This is a genomic window from Leuconostoc suionicum, from assembly GCF_001891125.1.
Taxonomy (GTDB): Bacteria; Bacillota; Bacilli; order Lactobacillales; family Lactobacillaceae; genus Leuconostoc; species Leuconostoc suionicum.
This window is the reverse complement of sequence record NZ_CP015247.1, coordinates 1,557,695-1,577,170: the sequence shown is the minus strand read 5'-3', so window position 1 is coordinate 1,577,170 and position 19,476 is coordinate 1,557,695. Positions and strand designations below refer to the sequence as shown.

The 19,476-nt window shown below is 37.7% G+C and carries 23 protein-coding genes; 20 read left to right on the top strand and 3 right to left on the bottom strand.

What is annotated here, in order from left to right; genetic code table 11:
- Positions 1-265: 265 nt before the first annotated feature.
- The 14 genes from A6B45_RS07855 (at position 266) to A6B45_RS07790 (ending at position 10,362) form a co-directional block, all read left to right on the top strand.
- Positions 266-742 carry a MarR family winged helix-turn-helix transcriptional regulator gene (locus tag A6B45_RS07855; RefSeq protein WP_072614076.1) on the top strand — a complete coding sequence of 159 codons (477 nt, stop codon included), beginning with the start codon at positions 266-268 and terminating at the stop codon, positions 740-742.
- Positions 743-827: 85 nt separating this feature from the next.
- Complete coding sequence (efp, locus tag A6B45_RS07850; protein WP_072614075.1) at positions 828-1,388, top strand: elongation factor P; 561 nt, start codon at positions 828-830, stop codon at positions 1,386-1,388.
- A gap of 125 nt (positions 1,389-1,513) precedes the next feature.
- Positions 1,514-1,966, top strand: a complete 453-nt coding sequence (locus tag A6B45_RS07845) for an Asp23/Gls24 family envelope stress response protein (RefSeq protein ID WP_072614074.1) — start codon at positions 1,514-1,516, stop codon at positions 1,964-1,966.
- Entirely contained in the window at positions 1,966-2,379 is a 414-nt protein-coding gene (nusB, locus tag A6B45_RS07840) for a transcription antitermination factor NusB (RefSeq protein WP_072614073.1), read from the top strand. Before A6B45_RS07845 ends, nusB begins: the two co-directional genes overlap by 1 nt.
- Positions 2,380-2,471: 92 nt before the next feature.
- Positions 2,472-3,269, top strand: coding sequence for a TatD family hydrolase (locus A6B45_RS07835; protein ID WP_072614072.1), 798 nt, complete (start codon positions 2,472-2,474; stop codon positions 3,267-3,269).
- Entirely contained in the window at positions 3,262-3,831 is a 570-nt protein-coding gene (gene rnmV, locus A6B45_RS07830; RefSeq protein WP_072614071.1) for a ribonuclease M5, read from the top strand. The genes A6B45_RS07835 and rnmV overlap by 8 nt, the downstream gene beginning before the upstream one ends.
- 1 nt (position 3,832) lies before the next feature.
- Positions 3,833-4,720: a 16S rRNA (adenine(1518)-N(6)/adenine(1519)-N(6))-dimethyltransferase RsmA gene (gene rsmA, locus A6B45_RS07825; RefSeq protein ID WP_072614070.1), complete on the top strand. Its 888-nt coding sequence runs from the start codon at positions 3,833-3,835 to the stop codon at positions 4,718-4,720.
- A 104-nt stretch (positions 4,721-4,824) separates the two neighbouring features.
- Positions 4,825-5,070, top strand: a complete 246-nt coding sequence (locus A6B45_RS07820; protein ID WP_002815378.1) for a Veg family protein — start codon at positions 4,825-4,827, stop codon at positions 5,068-5,070.
- A gap of 47 nt (positions 5,071-5,117) precedes the next feature.
- The gene (locus tag A6B45_RS07815; RefSeq protein WP_072614069.1) at positions 5,118-5,960 is read left to right on the top strand and encodes a metal ABC transporter substrate-binding protein; all 843 of its coding nucleotides are present in this window, start codon (positions 5,118-5,120) and stop codon (positions 5,958-5,960) included.
- The gene (locus tag A6B45_RS07810; RefSeq protein ID WP_072614068.1) at positions 5,957-6,661 is read left to right on the top strand and encodes an ABC transporter ATP-binding protein; all 705 of its coding nucleotides are present in this window, start codon (positions 5,957-5,959) and stop codon (positions 6,659-6,661) included. The genes A6B45_RS07815 and A6B45_RS07810 overlap by 4 nt, the downstream gene beginning before the upstream one ends.
- Positions 6,654-7,445 (top strand): metal ABC transporter permease, encoded by a 792-nt coding sequence (locus A6B45_RS07805; RefSeq protein ID WP_072614067.1) that lies wholly within the window; start codon positions 6,654-6,656, stop codon positions 7,443-7,445. Before A6B45_RS07810 ends, A6B45_RS07805 begins: the two co-directional genes overlap by 8 nt.
- Before the next feature lie 103 nt (positions 7,446-7,548).
- Positions 7,549-8,382, top strand: a complete 834-nt coding sequence (gene purR / locus A6B45_RS07800; RefSeq protein ID WP_011680260.1) for a pur operon repressor — start codon at positions 7,549-7,551, stop codon at positions 8,380-8,382.
- Positions 8,383-8,388: 6 nt separating this feature from the next.
- On the top strand, positions 8,389-9,762 hold the full coding sequence (gene glmU, locus A6B45_RS07795; protein WP_072614066.1) for a bifunctional UDP-N-acetylglucosamine diphosphorylase/glucosamine-1-phosphate N-acetyltransferase GlmU: 1,374 nt from the start codon (positions 8,389-8,391) through the stop codon (positions 9,760-9,762).
- A gap of 114 nt (positions 9,763-9,876) precedes the next feature.
- Positions 9,877-10,362, top strand: coding sequence for a hypothetical protein (locus A6B45_RS07790; protein ID WP_072614065.1), 486 nt, complete (start codon positions 9,877-9,879; stop codon positions 10,360-10,362).
- 10 nt (positions 10,363-10,372) lie between these two features.
- Here A6B45_RS07790 and A6B45_RS07785 read toward each other — a convergent pair whose 3' ends face one another.
- Complete coding sequence (locus tag A6B45_RS07785; protein ID WP_072614064.1) at positions 10,373-10,627, bottom strand: hypothetical protein; 255 nt, start codon at positions 10,625-10,627, stop codon at positions 10,373-10,375.
- A gap of 419 nt (positions 10,628-11,046) precedes the next feature.
- Between A6B45_RS07785 and xseA the strand changes: the two genes are divergently transcribed.
- From xseA to recN, 6 genes are read left to right on the top strand one after another with little or no spacing between them, the layout of a single operon-like run.
- A complete protein-coding gene (xseA, locus tag A6B45_RS07780; protein WP_072614063.1) occupies positions 11,047-12,324 on the top strand; it encodes an exodeoxyribonuclease VII large subunit in 1,278 nt (425 codons plus the stop codon).
- Positions 12,317-12,541, top strand: a complete 225-nt coding sequence (locus A6B45_RS07775; RefSeq protein WP_002815368.1) for an exodeoxyribonuclease VII small subunit — start codon at positions 12,317-12,319, stop codon at positions 12,539-12,541. Before xseA ends, A6B45_RS07775 begins: the two co-directional genes overlap by 8 nt.
- Positions 12,534-13,448, top strand: coding sequence for a polyprenyl synthetase family protein (locus tag A6B45_RS07770; protein WP_072614062.1), 915 nt, complete (start codon positions 12,534-12,536; stop codon positions 13,446-13,448). The genes A6B45_RS07775 and A6B45_RS07770 overlap by 8 nt, the downstream gene beginning before the upstream one ends.
- Positions 13,445-14,281, top strand: a complete 837-nt coding sequence (locus tag A6B45_RS07765; protein ID WP_072614061.1) for a TlyA family RNA methyltransferase — start codon at positions 13,445-13,447, stop codon at positions 14,279-14,281. The genes A6B45_RS07770 and A6B45_RS07765 overlap by 4 nt, the downstream gene beginning before the upstream one ends.
- On the top strand, positions 14,274-14,729 hold the full coding sequence (locus tag A6B45_RS07760; protein WP_072614060.1) for an arginine repressor: 456 nt from the start codon (positions 14,274-14,276) through the stop codon (positions 14,727-14,729). The genes A6B45_RS07765 and A6B45_RS07760 overlap by 8 nt, the downstream gene beginning before the upstream one ends.
- A gap of 36 nt (positions 14,730-14,765) precedes the next feature.
- Positions 14,766-16,433, top strand: a complete 1,668-nt coding sequence (gene recN, locus A6B45_RS07755) for a DNA repair protein RecN (RefSeq protein ID WP_072614059.1) — start codon at positions 14,766-14,768, stop codon at positions 16,431-16,433.
- A gap of 52 nt (positions 16,434-16,485) precedes the next feature.
- Here recN and A6B45_RS07750 read toward each other — a convergent pair whose 3' ends face one another.
- Both A6B45_RS07750 and A6B45_RS07745 read right to left on the bottom strand, forming a co-directional pair.
- Positions 16,486-17,793 (bottom strand): NCS2 family permease, encoded by a 1,308-nt coding sequence (locus A6B45_RS07750; RefSeq protein ID WP_072614058.1) that lies wholly within the window; start codon positions 17,791-17,793, stop codon positions 16,486-16,488.
- A 153-nt stretch (positions 17,794-17,946) separates the two neighbouring features.
- On the bottom strand, positions 17,947-19,302 hold the full coding sequence (locus tag A6B45_RS07745; RefSeq protein ID WP_072614057.1) for an MATE family efflux transporter: 1,356 nt from the start codon (positions 19,300-19,302) through the stop codon (positions 17,947-17,949).
- Positions 19,303-19,476 lie beyond the last annotated feature (174 nt).

Genomic DNA, 19,476 nt, shown 5'->3' with positions numbered 1-19,476 from the left:
ATATTGAGAACTTAAATATTAAAATATGGGTTTGAATTGCTTCGGTTAGCAAAACTGCCTAACTTGATGACAAAAAAGAATAATGATAAGATATGAATTAATAGGATTCAATACTTGTTACTTCAACAGTTATTAATGAGAATAATTATAAAAATTAGGGGAATATATTAGATAGACTCAATTGATAAACAAAACAAGATATCTATAATTTTTTCCTTTACCTAACGCAATTTTTGAACACTTAGAAAATATTAAAGGCTGATATATGCAAAACTCAGAATTATTGAATGAATCTATTAATGTATATATGTCAGCATTAAAGAATCTTGAAAAACTAATTTCGCAACCAACGAGCGAATATGGCGCTTCTTTCGAGCAGTGGCTTATTATGGCTGCTGTAGCGGATAGTGATGAGCCACTTACGATGACCAAAATAGCTAAAGATCGCGGTGTAACCAAAGGAGCTGTTGCTCGCCAATTAAAACCATTGTTTGATTGTGGCTACTTAAAACATGTGCCTGATGAAAAAGATCATCGCCGTGTGCTACTAGTTTTGACACCAGAAGGAAGGACTGTTGAAAAGCAGATGACGATGAAAGTGCAACAGCGCTTTCATAAATGGTTGGATATTTTTGGTGTAGAAGAAGGCAAATCCTTCCTTAAAACACTGAAACGCTTCCAAAACTTAATTGTCCAACCAGAGTTAAATAAGAAAAAGATTGAATCTAATCAGGATTTGTGATAGAATATTAACTTGTTTGAAGTCTGCATAAATTACGGATTTCTGTTATAATAAACTATATTATCGGATAAAGAGGATACTAATCATGGCAATCGGCATGAATGATTTAAAGACTGGTTTGACTATCGAATATTCAAACTCAATTTGGCGTGTTTTGGATTTCCAACACGTTAAGCCTGGTAAAGGCGGAGCGTTTGTTCGTTCAAAGTTGAAGAATTTACGTACAGGTGCGGTTAATGAAGTAACGTTCCGTCCTGGTGATAAGTTTGAACAAGCTGATATCACAACACGACCAATGTCTTATTTATATGCTGAAAACGATGGTCGTGTATTCATGGATGTTGAAAGTTATGAACAAATCAATATTCCAGATGAATATTTAAAAAATGCTTTGAAGTTTATGCTTGAAGGTATGGAAGTTAAAATTACGATGTTTGGCAATGAAATTCTTGGTGCTGAATTGCCATCAACTGTTCAACTAAAAGTGACAGAAACACAACCTGGTATTAAGGGTGCAACTGCGACAGGTTCTGGTAAGCCAGCAACTGTTGAAACAGGAGCAACAATCACAGTTCCAGATTTCGTTAATGAAGGTGAAACTATTATTGTTAACTCTGAAGACGGTTCTTATAAGGGCCGTGCTTAATTAAGATGATTGCATGATTGTTACTTACTAAGTTAGAGTAGTATTACTGTGGTAGTGAACGTGTTTATCATAAAAAGTTCCCCCGCGGAACTTTTTATTTTAGAAACTATTTTCGAGGAGCAAATATGGCCAAAGAAATTAAATACAATAAAGCAACTACTAAGAATTTGTTATTAATCACTGAGAGTGAAGTGCCAGGAACCACACAGGTAACGCCAGAGGTGATTGAAGTTATTGCACAAATTGCGGCACAAGAAGTGACTGGTGTTTACTCAATGAGAGGTAAATTAGCAGATCGATTTGCCAGTGTATTTGGATCAACTGCCCGCGGAAAGGGCGTTGAATTACAGCAAACAATTGATGGCTTAGTGATTGAAGCGTATGTTTTTTTGCAATATGGTGTTCCAGTACCAAAAATAGCTTTAAACATTCAGAATGCAATTAAATCTCAAGTTTCGTCAATGACAGATTTAGAAGTAGCGCGTGTTAATGTGCACGTTAGTGGAATTATACCGGAAAAGCCGGATCACACGATTGATCCTGATAATTTATTTGGTGAGAATGAGGTAGCTAATTAATGGCAAACTTAACGCGACATGAGTCACGACAAGCTGCATTTCAAGTTCTTTTTGCGTTAGAAAAAGATCCACAGAGTAATAAAATTGATGATTTATACGAAATTGTGCTAAATGGTAAGGAATTCGATGATTATTTACCACGCTTAGTTAATGGCGTTTTAGGCTCCAAGGCAGATTTGGATGAAAAAATTTCATCACATTTAGCTGAAGGTTGGGCGATTAACCGCATTAATAAAGCTGATTTAGTTATTTTACGATTAGCAATTTACGAATTAACTGCTGTCGAAGCAACTCCATACAAAGTTGCCATCGATGAGGCTATTGAATTAGCAAAAACTTTTGCTGATGAAGATGACCGTAAGTTTGTTAACGGTGTTTTAAAACATTTTGCACGTGATGAAAAAACCGCTTAAGTAGCGGTTTTTTCATTTTAACCGTGTGTATTATTAGTAATGTGCTTATCATGATATACTAAACAAAGAATAATTTATTACTGGAGACTAAAATGGCGATATATGATCCAACTAAAACACCAACAGATAGTTATGATACCCATACACATTTGAATGATGACCAATTATTTCATGATGTGCCAGCGTATATTGGGCGAGCTAATGAGTTTCGTGTAATGGAAATGAATGTGGTGGGATACAATGCACAAAGTAATGAACGTGCATTAGAAATTTCAAACAACCATGATAATATTTATGCAGTTCTTGGTTTTCAACCTGAGGATACAAAAGATTTTGATGATCAGGCGTTTATCACATTGGAACAGCAACTACAACAACCAAAGGTTGTTGGTGTCGGTGAGACGGGGTTGGATTACTATTGGGAAACAACGACTCACGATGTCCAAGTTGCAGCATTTAAAAAGCATCTTGGGTTAGCTAAAAAATTTGATTTACCTGTCATTATCCATAATCGTGATGCTTTTGAAGATGTTTATAAAATACTAAAAGATTCAGGTGTGAAGAAGGGTGTGATGCATAGTTTTTCTGGCACACCAGAGCAGGCTAAGGCATTTATTGATTTAGGAATGCACATTTCTTTTAGTGGTGTTGTAAGTTTTAAAAAAGCCGAAGAAGTTCGTGAGGCAGCAAAAACAATTCCTCTAGATCGTCTCTTGGTTGAGACGGACGCTCCTTATTTGGCTCCCACACCTTATCGTGGCAAAACGAATGAGCCAGCATTAGTTAAGTTTGTCATCGATAGCTTGGCTGAAACATTAGAGATGTCAGCTAAAGACTTATCAGATGTGACACGTGGCAATGCACATCGTTTATTTTTAAATCATGAATGAGTTGCCTAAAATTAACGAAATGGTTGTTGTTGAAGGACGATCAGATACGCAAAATCTTGCGCGTGCAGTTATTGCGGATACTATTGAAACTGGTGGCAGTGCGGTTAATGAAGATGCCATTGAGCGAGCTAAATTAGCAGCTAAAACGCGAGGAATAATTATCTTAACTGACCCAGATTTTAATGGCCAACGTATTCGTCATATGGTTACAGAAGCAGTACCAACAGCTAAACAAGCCTACTTGACGCAGGCAGAAGCACGTGCAACAAAAGATAATCCGCATAAATCATTGGGTGTTGAACACGCAACGCCAGATACGTTGCGAAATGCATTGGCCAATGTTATTGCACCAGTGCACACAATTGGGATAACTTCAGATATTGATCGTTCATTTCTTCTAGATCTAGGACTACTCAGTGGGCCAGAAGCGCGTGTTAAGCGGGCGCTTGTTGGTGAGCAGTTGCATATTGGTTATGCAAACGGAAAACAATTGTTGAAACGATTGCAAGCATTTGGTATTCGACGTACGCAAGTGGAAGATGTATTTAAAGGAAAATATTAAAATGGCACAGACAATTGACATAGCCAATCCAACGAGAACACAGGCTATTTTAAATGAATATGGCTTACGAGCTAAGAAAAAATTTGGTCAAAACTTTTTGACAGATTTAAATGTACTACATAATATTGTCGAAGCAGCCGAAATTACTGCAGAGGATTATGTTATTGAAATCGGCCCAGGAATTGGTGCTTTAACCGAGCAATTAGCTCGCTCAGCTAAAAAGGTGTTGGCTTTTGAAATTGATTCGCAAATGGTTGAAGTTTTAGCTGACACTTTGAAACCTTATGATAATGTTAAGGTAATCGAAAATGATGTGTTAAAGGTCGATTTAGGGACAGTCATTAGCGAAGAGTTCGGTGACAATGCTCATGTAAAAATTGTCGCCAATTTACCATATTATATTACCACTCCTATTCTCATTCAGCTTCTCCGAGCTAATATTAATTGGGATAATATCGTAGTTATGATGCAACGTGAGGTAGCTGACCGATTAAATGCGGTAGTTGGAACGAAAAGTTATGGCGTACTAACGTTAACCATCCAATACTTTGCACAAGCGACGTTAGCAATCAAAGTACCAGCGAGCTCTTTTAACCCATCACCTAATGTTGACAGTGCAGTGGTTAAATTAACTCCACTAAAACCAACCACTGTTGTCGATGATGTTGGTAAACTCTTTGGTGTGATTAAGGGCGGTTTTTCACACCGCCGCAAAAGTTTATGGAACAATATGTTACAAACATATGGTAAAGATGCGAGAACAAAAGAGCAATTAACAGTTGCTTTGAAATCCGCGCAAATTGATCCAGCAATTCGTGCTGAACGACTGAATTTGGAACAGTTTACGCAATTGTATTTGGCATTATGTGATCAAAATCTAATACAATAAACGAATAATTATTCGACAATATGTTTTAATATTCGCAGAAAATTGCAAACATTCCTTATTTGTGGTATAATTTAACTAGCTTTTACACGAAAGGTGGTATAAAAATGCCAAGTAGTTTGCAAGATATTAAAACAAAGATTGACGCTCATGTGGGTCAAGAAGTGACGATTATTGCCCAAGCTGGACGAAAGAAAATCACGGAGCGCTCAGGAATTCTTCGTTCAACATTTCCTTCATTGTTCGTTGTCGAATTAGATGAGGATGCTAATTTTGAACATGCTTCATATAGTTATACAGATATTTTAACAAAGAATATTGACATTACATTCGCTGATGAGTTGCCCGCTTAAGGGCTTTTTTTATAGCGATTACAGATCCTACTTTAGAAACGAATGACATGAATAAACAATCCGTTTATGCAATTTTAACGATTATGTTAATTCCTATTGGAATTCTTTTAGTGTGCGCTAAAATGGTTGGCGACACAACTGAAATACAAGATACTGCTGTGAAAATTACGACAGATAATCCAGCCTATCAACAAATTGCAAAAGCTATTGCCGGTAAAAAAGGGCGTGTTAGCCTGATGTCGGGCAATCTCAAAACAGCACAACAGAAAACAAAATTGAAAAAGTCTGAACTACTTTTGACAGATGATCACACGAGTGCGCTGTTAACAGAAGCTCAAAAGTTACATAGTAGCCCTAAGTTAGTAATTGCGAGTGACTATATTCATACAGACTCGTCGACACAGAAGTATTATCTAAGCCCAAATACAACAGTAGTAATGGCCCAACAAATTATGAATTATTTGAGTGACATGGACCCAAGAAATCGTGATACTTATGTCGAAAACAATAAGCAATTTGTGGAAAAAATAAGCGATTTGACTACGCTTTATACAACCCTAAAAAAAATAAAAGATATTCGGTATGTCGCTACAAACAACTCACAGCATTTGCTTATGACACAGTTGGGATACGCTGCCGAAACAGATGATGTATCTAAATTAACGGATAAGCAAATGTCAGATCTTGAAAGTAAATTAGCTGATAAAAAAATTCAGTTTATTTTTACAACGTCACAGGATACAACTGAAAAGAAACAAAAACTTGTGACTATGGCAAAAAAAGATGATATTCCTGTCGTCACATTTAGTCAATTTACGCCTGACAGTACGAAAATTTGGACTTGGCAATTAACGCAACTCAAAAAAATTCAAAAGGCATTAGATAAATGAATACAATCATTAGCACGAAAGATTTTATGGTTCGGTATGGGGAAAAAGTTATTTTATCGCATATCAACATTGAAGTACTGGCTGGACAGTTTCTGGCTGTTTTAGGAGAAAATGGTGCCGGTAAAACAAGTTTCATTAAAACACTCACTGGACAAAATAAGCAAACAGAAGGCACATTAACGGTAGCGACTAATCATATTGGATATGTTCCACAATTCAGAGATATTTCTCGTGATTATCCTTTAAGTATATCTGAATTTGTCGGACTGAATTTCAATCATGGTAGCCGCTTATGGTTTACTAAAGAAGAAAAGCAGTTAATAACTCAAGCTTTAAAGCGTATGGACTTAAATCACATGAGTGATCAGCGATTAGGACTAGCATCAGGGGGACAAAAACAACGCGCATTTGTAGCTCAAGCCTTAGTAAAAAATCCTGATTTGTTAATTCTAGATGAGTCCACTGCTAGTTTGGATCATGAACACAAAGTGCAATTATTGGAAAATGTCCGTACCTTACAACAAGCCACAAATATGACAGTGCTATTTATTACACATGAAATCAAGCTAGTCACTGATTTTGCGGATGGCTATCTTTCTTTTGAAAATGGTAAAGTACAACAAGGAGATGCTACCCAGTTACAAACACTGACGATGGATATGACGTCTAGGCACAAAGAAGATGAGGTGCGCCATGTTTAGTTATGATTTTATGCAAAATGCTTTCATAGCAGGTACGATTGTCAGCATTGTTGCTGGGGTTATCGGTACATTTGTTGTGGCGCGAAATTATGCTTTTTTAACGCACTCTTTGAGTGAAATAGGTTTTGCCGGTGCAGCTTTTGGCTTATGGATTGGTTGGCCGGCTTTATTGGGTATGATGATTGCAACTTCTGTTGCTTCAGTGGCCATTGGCGCCTTGGAATCAACATATACGAAGCATGATAATGTCACAAGTGCTGTATCTGCATTAGCTATTGGTTTGGGAATATTATTTTTAGCACTGGGTCATACATCATCCAATGCCGCTACTGGCATTCTGTTTGGTTCGGTTCTTGGAATTAGTCATCGTGATTTATACTTGCTCATAATTTTAGCCTTAATTGTATTAATTACGCTACTATTCAATTACCGCTCCTTGCGTCAATTAGCATTTGACGAAGCAGGTATTTTTCTTCAAACATGGAAACAAAAATCAGTGCGCTATACCTTTTTAATCATGATTGCATTATCGATTAGTATTTCATCACAATTGGTAGGATCCTTACTTATATTTGTGCTGGTAACATTACCAGCGGCGAGCGCAAAATATTATGCTAAAACGACGTTGCAACTTATGGGGATGGCCATTGTCTTCGCTTTGTTCGGTACGTGGATTGGCTTGACAATTGCTTATTTAACAAATTTACCAACCAGTTTTTTTATAGCTATTATAGAGGTAATAATTTATCTTGTTTCAATATGGCAATTTAAACGAAATGCCTAGTTTCCGAACAATTAGAAAATAAAAATGGTATAATTAGTCGTAAATATTAATAAAAGTTTAGGAGGAAACGAACTAAAATAACTTTTTTGGTTCGTCACACATCATGAAAACACGTCGTTCTGACCGGTTAGTCGATATGGCGCGCTATATGCTTGAGCGCCCACGCAAATTGATATCTTTATCTTATTTTTCCAAAAGGTATGAATCGGCTAAGTCATCAATTTCTGAGGATCTATCAATACTCAAGCGTACATTCCAAGAACGTGGTACAGGTCTATTGGAGACGGTGCCTGGTGCTGCTGGTGGAGCACGTTTTATTCCTTATATGACTGAGTCCGAAGCAGCAGAGTTTATTGACGATATTTGCCGGTTAGTAAATGATGAGACACGCGTATTGCCTGGGGGGTATGTCTATCTATCTGATTTATTAGGTCGTCCTGATATTTTACGACAAGCTGGGCGTTTAATTGCAACACAATATATACGTGATGATATTGATGCTGTCATGACTGCAGCGACTAAAGGCGTTCCGTTGGCACAAGCTGTTGCTGATCAGTTAAATGTACCATTTGTAATTGTTCGCGACGATGCGAAAGTTACCGAAGGTCCGACTGTGTCTGTCAATTATTTGACTGGATCATCAAAGCGTGTCGAAAAAATGGAATTGTCTCGTCGCTCATTACGTACAGGGTCACGTGTGCTGGTCGTAGATGACTTTATGAAAGCTGGTGGAACAATTCAAGGGATGCAAACCTTGGTCGGTGAATTTGATGGTACGGTGGTTGGTACTGCAGTATTTGCTGAAGGCCGTTCAACAACCAGATTACTTGATCACTTCACATCATTATTGCATGTCGACACAAACTTAAAAAATGGTGATCCAATTTTGGTTACGCCGGGTAATTACTTGAACGAAATATTTAAACATGAGGCTTAATTAAACATGAGCAATATAAACGTATTAATATTGGCAGCAGGAAATGGCTCAAGAATGAAGTCAACAACCCCAAAAGTGTTGCATAGTGTGGCTGGGCAAACGATGATTGACTGGGTACTAGACGCTGTCGAACCACTTAAGACGGATAAGTTAATCACTGTTATTGGGGTTGGCGCTGAACGTGTCCAAGAACATGTCGGTGATCGTAGTTCATTTGTACTTCAATCTCAACAACTTGGTACTGGTCATGCTGTGCGTCAAGCTGAAGCAGCACTTAAAGACAGCGATGGTGTCACCCTAATTATGTCTGGTGACACGCCAATGTTTCGTTCAGAAACCTTACAAGGTTTCATTGCAGAGCATGAACGTTCAAATAACGCTGTGACTGTACTAACTGCCATTGCTGATGATCCTACTGGGTACGGTCGCATTGTTCGCGGAGAAGATGAGACAGTTCAGAAAATTATTGAACAAAAAGATGCTAGTATCACAGAACGTCGTATTAAAGAAATTAATACTGGCGTATATGTATTCAATAATCGTTTATTATTTGAATCACTAGCAAAAGTACAAAATAATAATGCGCAAGGCGAATACTACTTACCTGACACGCTTAACATTCTGCGACGCTCAGGAGAACAGATTGGTGCACACACACTCCAAGACTTTACAGAGTCATTAGGAGTTAATGATCGAGTAGCATTGGCAACAGCTAACCGCGTCATGCACGAAAGAATTAATCATCAATTAATGGTTGATGGCGTTGAACTATTAGATCCAGCGAATACATATATTGATTCAACAGTTAAAATAGGTCCTGACACCTTAATTGAGGGTGGTGTAACTATTTTAGGCAAAACAACCATCGGCGTAAATAATACCATTACACAAGGGTCACGAATCGTAAATAGTGTGGTTGGTGACAATAATGTGATTACATCATCGCACATTGAAGATGCTATCCTACAAAATGGCACGACAGTGGGCCCATACGCACATTTGCGACCGGCTGCTCACTTAGATGATAACGTTCATGTTGGTAATTTCGTTGAAGTCAAGAATGCTAAATTGGGTAAAAACACTAAATCAGGACATCTTACTTACATAGGGAATGCCACTGTTGGTCAAGATGTTAATATTGGAGCAGGTACGATATTTGTTAATTACGATGGGGTGAATAAGTTTAACTCAACTGTAGGAGATCGCGCGTTTATTGGCTCAAATACCAAAATCGTTGCACCAGTTAACATTGCCCAAGAATCTATTACTGCTGCTGGGTCAACAATTACAAATGACATACCAGAACATGCAATGGGGATTGCCCGTACACGTCAGACCAATAAAGAAGATTTCTGGCATCACATGCCACATAAATTTTAAATAAAAAAGAGTTCATTTGAGCTCTTTTTATTTTGGTATTTGTTGTTAATTGTGTTTATAATAGAAAGAAACTTTGAGAAAAATTATTATTACGAAAATAAAAGGGGATTTTTGATGCAAATTACAGGTGAACGTGCATTAGCCAATATCGAAAACGAAACATTCTATACCAAAAGAATAGACGTAGCTGATGACGAAACAATTCCGCTTGATGCGCTTTTTTCAGAAATTGATTCACATATTGAAAATGATGACTTTATACATATTGAGTTGCAGATTAATGGCGGGGTAGAATCCACGGGGACGACATTAAGTGTTGAAACTAATGTCATTAATTTACCCTTACGCTATCAAAACCAATTACGAAAATTGATTTGGCAAGAAAAAGACGCATTAGATGTCAATCTGTATATGATTGCTGAAAATGAATTTGAGAGTCAGTCCCATTTGAAAATTTCATTAGCAAGCTCCGTTGCCACATACATAGATGATTCTGAGAGTGTGAAGGCTAAAATTTCCACATGGTTTAATGACCAACTTGAACATATTGTTGATGAACAAAAACAAGCGGAAAAGGAAGATGTGGTTATTGAGGAATAAGCAACTTTCCTTAGTCGGTCTCAATATAACCAGTTACATGCAAGAGCTTATTATCGTCTAGACAGGTAAAGTCTAAGATATGTTTTGAAACCGTGGTTTTGACATTGTTTAGTTCCCCTAAGTCGTAGGTGTCGATAGTATATTGAGCTAGGTTAGCCTTATCGTTTAAATCAGATATAGGCACAATTAAATCCTCTAAGGCTGTTTTAGTGGGATTAGCAATGCGGTCAATGTATTTTTTTTCAAGCTTCGTTAATTTTATCATGGTTATAATTATAACGATTTGGCTCGTGTGTGTAAACGAAACTACTTGTTTGGTTATACTGAAATAATTAGAATAGTTTTTGACTATTTTATGATTTATTGATATAATTAAAGCATGCGATGAGTCGAAGCGCTTGAAAAATTAGCGCTGATTGCGGCCTACTGTGTTCAATCACAAGTCTCGTATAGATGTAGGTGATGGGTGTTGTTGTGGAACTCGCTCATCTCACTTGACTAACAGTGCTTGCACTGTGGTGACGCGACTTTGTTATTGATGTGACAATCAATAGCCGCCAGCCAGAGCGAATCTGGCATGCCAAACTAACAACTAACTTAGGTTAGTTGTTTTTTTATGCAGATTTTAATGTATAATTGTAGTAGAATTTACATGTTATTGAATTAAGTAGGCTTAAAGGAAAAATGGAAAAAGAACAAAATCAGTACTTAACGGTCAGTGCATTGAGTGCTTATTTAAAAAGAAAATTTGATGCTGATCCGTATTTAGCCAAAGTCTATGTTACCGGTGAAATTTCTAATATGGGTCGCCGTCGCGGCCCACATTTATATTTTTCTATTAAGGATAGTGAAAGCAATGCTGTGATTAATGCATCAATGTTTGGCTATGAACGGCGCATTAAATTTCAGCCTGAAGAGGGAATGAAGATTAATGCGATTGGACGGGTGGAAATATATGAACCACGGGGCTCATATTCCATTATTTTGGAATCAATGACTCCTGACGGCGTTGGTGAACTCTTTTTAGCTTATGAACAACTAAAGCGCAAATTACAGACCGAAGGATTGTTTGATTTGCCCAAAAAACAAATACCGTTATTCCCTAAAAAAATAGCGGTAATTACTTCACCAACTGGGGCAGTTATTGAAGATATTGCTCGTACGGTGCAACGACGTTTTCCAAGTGCTCAGGTTATTTTATTTCCAGCAGTGGTGCAGGGCGAAAAGGCAGCGCCAACAATTATTCGGCAACTCCAACGTATTGATAATATGGATTTTGACACGTTAATTGTTGGACGTGGCGGTGGTTCTATTGAAGATTTGTGGGCTTTTAATGATGAAAATTTGGCGCGAACTGTTGCTAGTATGCAGACTCCGGTGATTAGTTCAGTTGGACATGAGACAGATAATACCTTAGTTGATTTTGTTTCTGATCGACGTGCGGCTACGCCGACGGCCGCAGCTGAATTAGCGACACCGGTAACATTACAACAATTGACCACTCGTTTGCAAGAATTACATTTACGGCAAATATCACGGATTAAACAGATGATTGACATGAGACAACAACGATTAAATCGAGTTGCAACGCATGTTATTTTTCAGCAACCGGATCGTTTATACACGGGGTATAATCAACGAATAGATCAGTTATCGCATTCACTGCAACAGCTAACAAAACAAAAAGTAATTAATGAAGAACACAAATTGTCGGCAATATTGCAACGACAACAACAGTTACAACGTAGTTTATTGCAACCTGTACAAGAAAGATTACAATTATTAAGTACTAAATTAGACTTAGTAAGCCCTTTGAAAATATTATCCAGTGGTTATGCAATTGTTGAGCATAACAATAAAGTAGTTCGTAGCACAACAAGTATTAAATTTAATGATGAAGTCGACATGCGCTTTTCTGATGGGCATGCCACGGCAAAAATAACAGGAGTACAGCATGAGTGAACAACCTACATTTGAAGATAAGTTACAACAATTAGAAAGTATCGTTAGTCAGCTAGAAAAGGGCGATCGTCCCTTGGAAACGGCTTTGGCTGACTTTCAAACCGGCGTTGGTTTAGTTAAAGATTTACAAAAGACATTGAAGGATGCTGAGGATACATTGGCAAAAGTTATAGATAATGATGATGAATTATCAGATTTGGAATTAACTAATGATTGATTTAAAAAGTTTCCAAAAAGAATGGCTCCCAAAAATTAATCAACAATTGGAAGATGATTTATCAATGGCTTCCCTGGATTCCGATTTAGTTGCTATGATGAAGTATGCAGTTTTGAATGGTGGTAAAAGACTCCGGCCATTGCTGACATTAGCAGTTGTTGCAAGTTTTGGAAAATCAATCACACCAAGTATATTGAAGGTAGCAACGGCAATTGAATGGGTTCATTCATATTCCCTTGTTCATGATGATTTGCCGGCAATGGATAATGATATGTTTCGGCGTGGAAAACCCAGCGTTCATGCATTATATGGTGAGGCCAATGCTATTTTAGTCGGTGATGCGTTATTAACTGGTGCCTTTGAAGTCATAGCGACTGCCAATAGTTCATGCAGTGCTGAGGATTGTCTTCCAATTGAAGAACTATTATTAATTACCCAAAACTTAGCTCGCGAAGCAGGTGGATCAGGAATGGTTTTAGGACAACTCCATGATATGGATAATCACACTGAAGAACAAAATGTTAGTCCAAATTGGCTGTTAAATGATGTTTATAGCATGAAGACTGCAGCATTGATAAGATATACAACAACGTTGGGCGCAATAGTGACCCATCAAAATGGCAATGTTGAGGATACTCATTTTGATTCGAAGAAGGCAATGTATGATTTTGGTGAAAAATTTGGATTGGCCTTTCAAATTCAAGATGATTTAGACGATTATCAGCAAGATCAATTAGAAGATGTGAACTCATTGCCACATATAGTGGGTGTTAAAGAGGCACAAAGCATGCTTGACCAATACCTCTTCTCAACACAAGAAATATTAGCTAATATTGTTGAACAAGATCAACAATTTGATCGACGTTTGCTAGATGATTTTGTTAGTTTAATTGGAGATAAAAAATGAGTATTGAAAAAGAACGTGTTGATATATTGCTGGTCCAACAAGGATTGTTTCAGTCACGTGAGCAAGCAAAACGTGCTGTGATGGCTGGTCAGATTCTTGGCAATAACGAAGAACGTTTAGATAAAGCGGGTGAAAAAATTCCCGTGACAACGGAACTACATTTCAAAGGTGAACAGCTAAAATATGTATCCCGTGGGGGATTGAAGTTAGAAAAAGCATTGAATGATTTTGATATTACCGTTGAAAACAAAACGGTGTTAGACATTGGCTCTTCCACGGGCGGTTTTACTGATGTTTCCCTTCAAAATGGTGCTAAACTGGTTTATGCGCTGGATGTGGGTACGAATCAACTAGCGTGGAAGTTGCGAAATGATGATCGTGTGAAAGTTATGGAAAATACAAACTTTCGCTATTCAAAATTAGCTGATTTTAAATACGGGCAACCAGAATTTGCTACAATCGATGTTTCATTTATTTCTTTGGGACTTATTTTACCAGCACTAGCTAATATTATTACTATGAATGGTAATGTTGTGGCCTTAATTAAACCACAGTTTGAAGCTGGACGTGAAAATGTTGGTAAGAACGGTATTATCAAAGATACAGCTGTTCATAAACAAGTTTTACAAAAAGTAACACAAATGATGGTTAATGATGGTTTTAGCATTACGGACTTAACTTACTCGCCAATTAAGGGGGGACAAGGGAATATTGAGTTCTTAGCAGTATTGAAACGATCAAATCAAGCCGAAATTAGCGGACATATTAATATTGACAGGCTACTTGAACGCACTTATGAGCAACTCAATCATAAGGAGAATGATCATGAATAAAAAAGATCGCCAAAAAGCCTTGTTGTTGCTCATTAAAGAGCATCCTGTGGGTCGTCAGGAAGATATTGTTGCGCATTTTGAAAAGATTGGCGAAAAGGTTACCCAAGCAACAATATCGCGTGATATTAATGAGTTAGGATTAATTAAAGTTCCAAATTCCCATGATGGCTTTTTATATCATTTACCAAAATCTGACGACAGGCCATACTTACAGCGATTACGTCGAGCGCTACAGCAATCATTTTTGAATTTGCGTGCGCAGCGTGGAATGATTATGATCAAAGTTCAACCTGGAAATGGTCAATTGGTAGCAAACTTGATTGAGCAAGTGCAGCTACCGGAAATATTTGCAACCATAAGCGATGATGGTTCGGTTCTCGTATTATTAAAAGATGGTATTCCTACGGCAAAAGTGATTAACATTATTCAAAAGTTACTTGAAAAATAACAACGTATAGCATGTACTACGTTGATGGAGTTACTTATGTTAGAAAATCTAATTATAGAAAATTTTGCGATTATTGAAAAAGTGGATCTTCAGTTTGAAGAAGGAATGAGCGTTTTAACCGGTGAAACTGGTGCTGGAAAATCAATTATTATTGATGCACTTTTCATGTTAACTGGTGGTCGTGCGAATTCTGAAATGGTTCGTCATGGCAGTAAAAAAGCTGTTCTACAGGCAGTTTTCAGTGTTCCGGATAATCAAAAGCTAAGAGATCTAATTGCTCGAAGTGGTGTAGCAGGTGATGATAATGAGCTTATTATTTATCGTGAATTAAATCAAAATGGGCGGAGTATTATTCGAATCAATGGTGTTCTTGTCAATTTGAAAACTTTAGCGGCTATTGGTCGTTACTTAGTTGACATCCAAGGACAAAATGACGCACAGCAATTACTAAATCCAGAGGAGCATTTGCCGTTATTGGATGCTTTTGGTGGTGAAAAAATTTCCCAATTTAGAAATGATTACCAAGAACTTTTTCAAAAATTCCGTTCTATCACCACTCGGATTAGAAATATTCAAACGTCACAACAAGAAATTACACAACGTTTAGATCTTTTGAAGTTTCAACAAGAAGAACTGCAGGAAGCCAATTTGCAGCCAAATGAAGAAAATGACTTATTAGATGCACGTGATAAGTTGCGTAATTTCAAAAAAATTGCTGATCGGCTTCAGTTAACGCAGACGGCACTAAGCGGCGAGCAAGGTGGCGCGATAGATTCCCTTGCTGAAGCAGTTCATCAACTACAAGATATTGCAGAATATGATGATCAGTATGCTGAGCTAGCAAAAACGATTTCCGAAGCTTATTACACAGCCCAAGATGTTGGCCGTGATGTTGACGAACAACTGAGTGAGTTAACATATGATGAGGCAGAACTAATTCGCATTGATGACCGGCTTCAGCTAATTCATTCATTAGAACGCAAGTACGGTACGTCGGTTGCAGACGTATTAGATTTTCAAGCCAAAATCGAAAAAGAGCTTTCGCTTATAGATGATGATGAATTTGATGTTGAACGACTGCAGGTCAAACAAAATGACATGCGCCAGTTATTAAGAAAAAAGGCGATTAAATTACGTGAGGCTCGACAAAAAGTAGCCCGAAATTTAGAAAAGAATGTTAATCAGCAACTGAACGATTTATTAATGAGTGGGGCCGAGTTTGCTGTACACTTTGATCCAGTTGAAGGCTATATCTCCTCAGGAATTGATAAAGTTGAATTTTATGTCCAAACTAACGTTGGAGAAGGAATGGCACCCTTGGTCAAGATCGCATCAGGGGGAGAAGCTGCTCGCCTGATGTTAGCATTGAAAACTACATTTGTTAAGCAACAGCATATCATTTCAATTGTTTTTGATGAAGCGGATACAGGTGTTTCCGGTCGTGTGGCTCAGGCAATAGCAAAAAAAATGCTCACAATTTCAACTGATTCACAAGTTTTAGCAATTACGCATTTACCACAAGTTGCAGCAGCTGCAACGCATCATTATTTGATATCGAAGTTAACTGAAAATGATCGTACACTCACCCAAGTGGCACCTTTAGATGAAGATGGTCGAGTTCACGCAATTGCTATGATGTTATCTGGTGACAATATTACTGAAACTGCTCTGGCAAATGCTCGTGATTTACGTCAAAAATTTTAAATTAACAAAATAAAAAAGACGCGAAATTTAAGCGACGTCTTTTTTTGTGTTTCTAATGCGCAATGATCATTAAGAATGCAATGAACATAATCGCTAATACATACATCAGAGGATGTACTTTCTTGATACGACCGGTTGCAATCATTGTGATTGGATATAAGATGAAACCAAGCGCGATACCATCTGATATAGAATAGGTTAGGGGCATACCAATAACAATTAAAAATGCTGGCGCTGCGATAGCTAAATCTTCCCAATCAATTAAGCGTAAGTTTTTGGCCATTAAGACGCCAACTACCACTAACGCTGGTGCTGTGACTTGTGAAGTAACTACAGATAAAAGAGGTGAGAAGAGCAGAGCAAACAAGAAAAATATTCCAGTGAACACGGAAGTTAATCCTGAACGACCACCAACTGCAATACCAGATGACGATTCAACGTAAGCAGAAGTAGGTGAAGTACCAATAACGGCACCTACTGTCATACCAACCGCATCAGCCATTAGGGCACGGCCAGCACGAGGCATTTCATTATTTTTCATGAATCCAGCTTGTGTGGCTAAGCCAATCATTGTACCAGCTGTGTCAAAAAAAGTAACAATCAAGAAGGTGATAACAACTGTGACTAGTTGCAAAGAATTAATATCACCAACATGCATAACGCCGGCACCAAATGTAGGTGCAAGTGAAGGAGCAGGTGAAATAATGGCAGAAGGTAATTTGATTAGACCAGTTAGAATACCAGCAAGGGATGTTAAAACCATACCAATGAATATGGCAGCCGGTGTTTTACGACTGATCAATATAAAAGTAACAATAATTCCAAAAATTGATAATAGCGATGTAGGTGATGATAGATGCCCCAAAGATACCATGGTGTCTTTGTTAGCTACAATCAGCCCTGCGTCATGCAATCCGATAAAAGCAATGAATAGCCCGATTCCTGAAGCAATAGCGAGCTTTAGATTTTGTGGAATAATATTGATGATTTTCTCACGAATTTTGAAAAATGTTAAAACTAAGAAAATCAATGCGGCTACAAACACACCAGCCATAGCAGTTTCCCATTTTACGCCCATACCAATAACAACAGAATAAGCGAAAAAAGCATTTACGCCAAGCCCTGGGGCAATAGCAATAGGGTAGAGTGCAACAACACCCATGAAGATGGTTGCGACAGCTGAAGCAATTGCTGTGGCTGTGAAAACAGCGCCTTTGTCCATACCTGCTGCACCCAAAACGGTAGGGTTAACAAATAGGATGTAAGCCATCGACACAAAAGTAGTTAAACCAGCAATAAACTCAGTTCGAACACTTGTGTTGAGTTCGTCAAGTTTGAAATAATGTGCAATCGTAGACATGATTGCCTCCCAAATATTTAGTTACGAATAACGTACAAATTAATTTTAGCAGTTGTTTACTAATAATTAAATTAAAAATGAGAAAATAAAAGATATTTTCGCGAATAATGGCTAAAAATAATAAGTGAAAGCGCTTAATAAACGAACGCAACATTATAAACGTTCGGAATTTAAAGAAATATGTTGTTCTTTTAACATTTTAACAGTTTTGAGATAAGCTGGAATCATGACCAGAACAGAACCTGTCCAAGCTAACATATTGGCCAAGCTGGCACCGAAAAATCCAAAAGGTCCAACTAAAGTAATTGCTGCTGCTGTTCGCATGACTAATTCAGCAATACCAGCAAAGGTAGGTGTTCTGGAGTCATTAAGTCCTTGCAAAACATATCGTATAATAAATAAAGCGGATAGTATATAGTAGAAGGCACCATTAGCCCAGAAGTACTGTTGCGCTAATGATAATACGCGATGTTGATCAGCACCGACAAACATAGACACGGCAACATGACCAAACGTAATTTCTAAAATACCCATAAACAGACCAAATCCCATGCTCATAAACAGCGCATGTCTTACCCCGATTAAAATGCGTTGATATTGTTTGGCACCATAGTTTTGCGCAGCGAAGGTTGCCATTGTTATACCAAATGACATCATAGGTAGTGTAGCCACTTGATCAATACGCTGCGCAGCCGTGGTTGCTGCAACTGCGTCTGTTCCTAATGTATTCAATGCACCTTGTAAAACTAATGAACCAATCGCTATAATTGAACTCTGAAAGCCCATAGGTAGACCGGCGTGTAAATGAGTGCGAATGTCTTTTGCGTCCCATTTTAAATCATCACGATCAACACGAAGCTGGGGCACAAATCTATAAATGTGCCAAAAGCTTAGAATCGCAGAGACCAATTGTGCGATAACAGTTGCAATAGCCGCTCCAGCAACACCAAAACCAAGACCTAAAATCAACCATAATTCGAGACCAATGTTAACAAACATACCAATAACCAAATAAATTAACGGTGAGCGAGAATCACCCACTGCACGAAGGGCATTAGCGGTGAGATTGTACCCCATCGTAGCAAAAATACCACCTAAGATGATACTAATAAATGTGAATGCTTGATTCAAAATGTCTGGTGGGGTTTGCATGATTTTAAGTAACGGATAGATTAAGAGAAAACTCACCAGGGTAACGATTATAGTGACTATTGCTGATACGATAATTGTTGACGCCATACTTTTGCGCACACCAGCAATATCACGGGCACCATAACGTTGCGCTGTAATAATTGATAATCCGGAAGTGAATCCTTGTACGAATCCTATAACTAGAAACATGATTGAACCAGTTGCTCCAACAGCAGCAAGAGATTTTACACCAAGTGTTTGACCAACAATCAGCGTATCGGAAAAATTATATAATTGTTGGAAAAGATTTCCAATTACGAGTGGAATTGTAAAAAATAAAATTTGCTTTGCGGGAGTTCCCTGAGTTAAATCACGCATATTCTCTCCAATATAGATAAAAATGTCTTGAACATATATTCTAAACGAATAGTGCTAGTTTGACTAGGGTTTTGTTCTAAAATTTATAAGAAAGACATCAGTTTGTAAAAGGCTGGATACACTAGGTTTTTACCAAGAATTTTTTCATGTCTTTTGAATTAAATTCGGAGATAA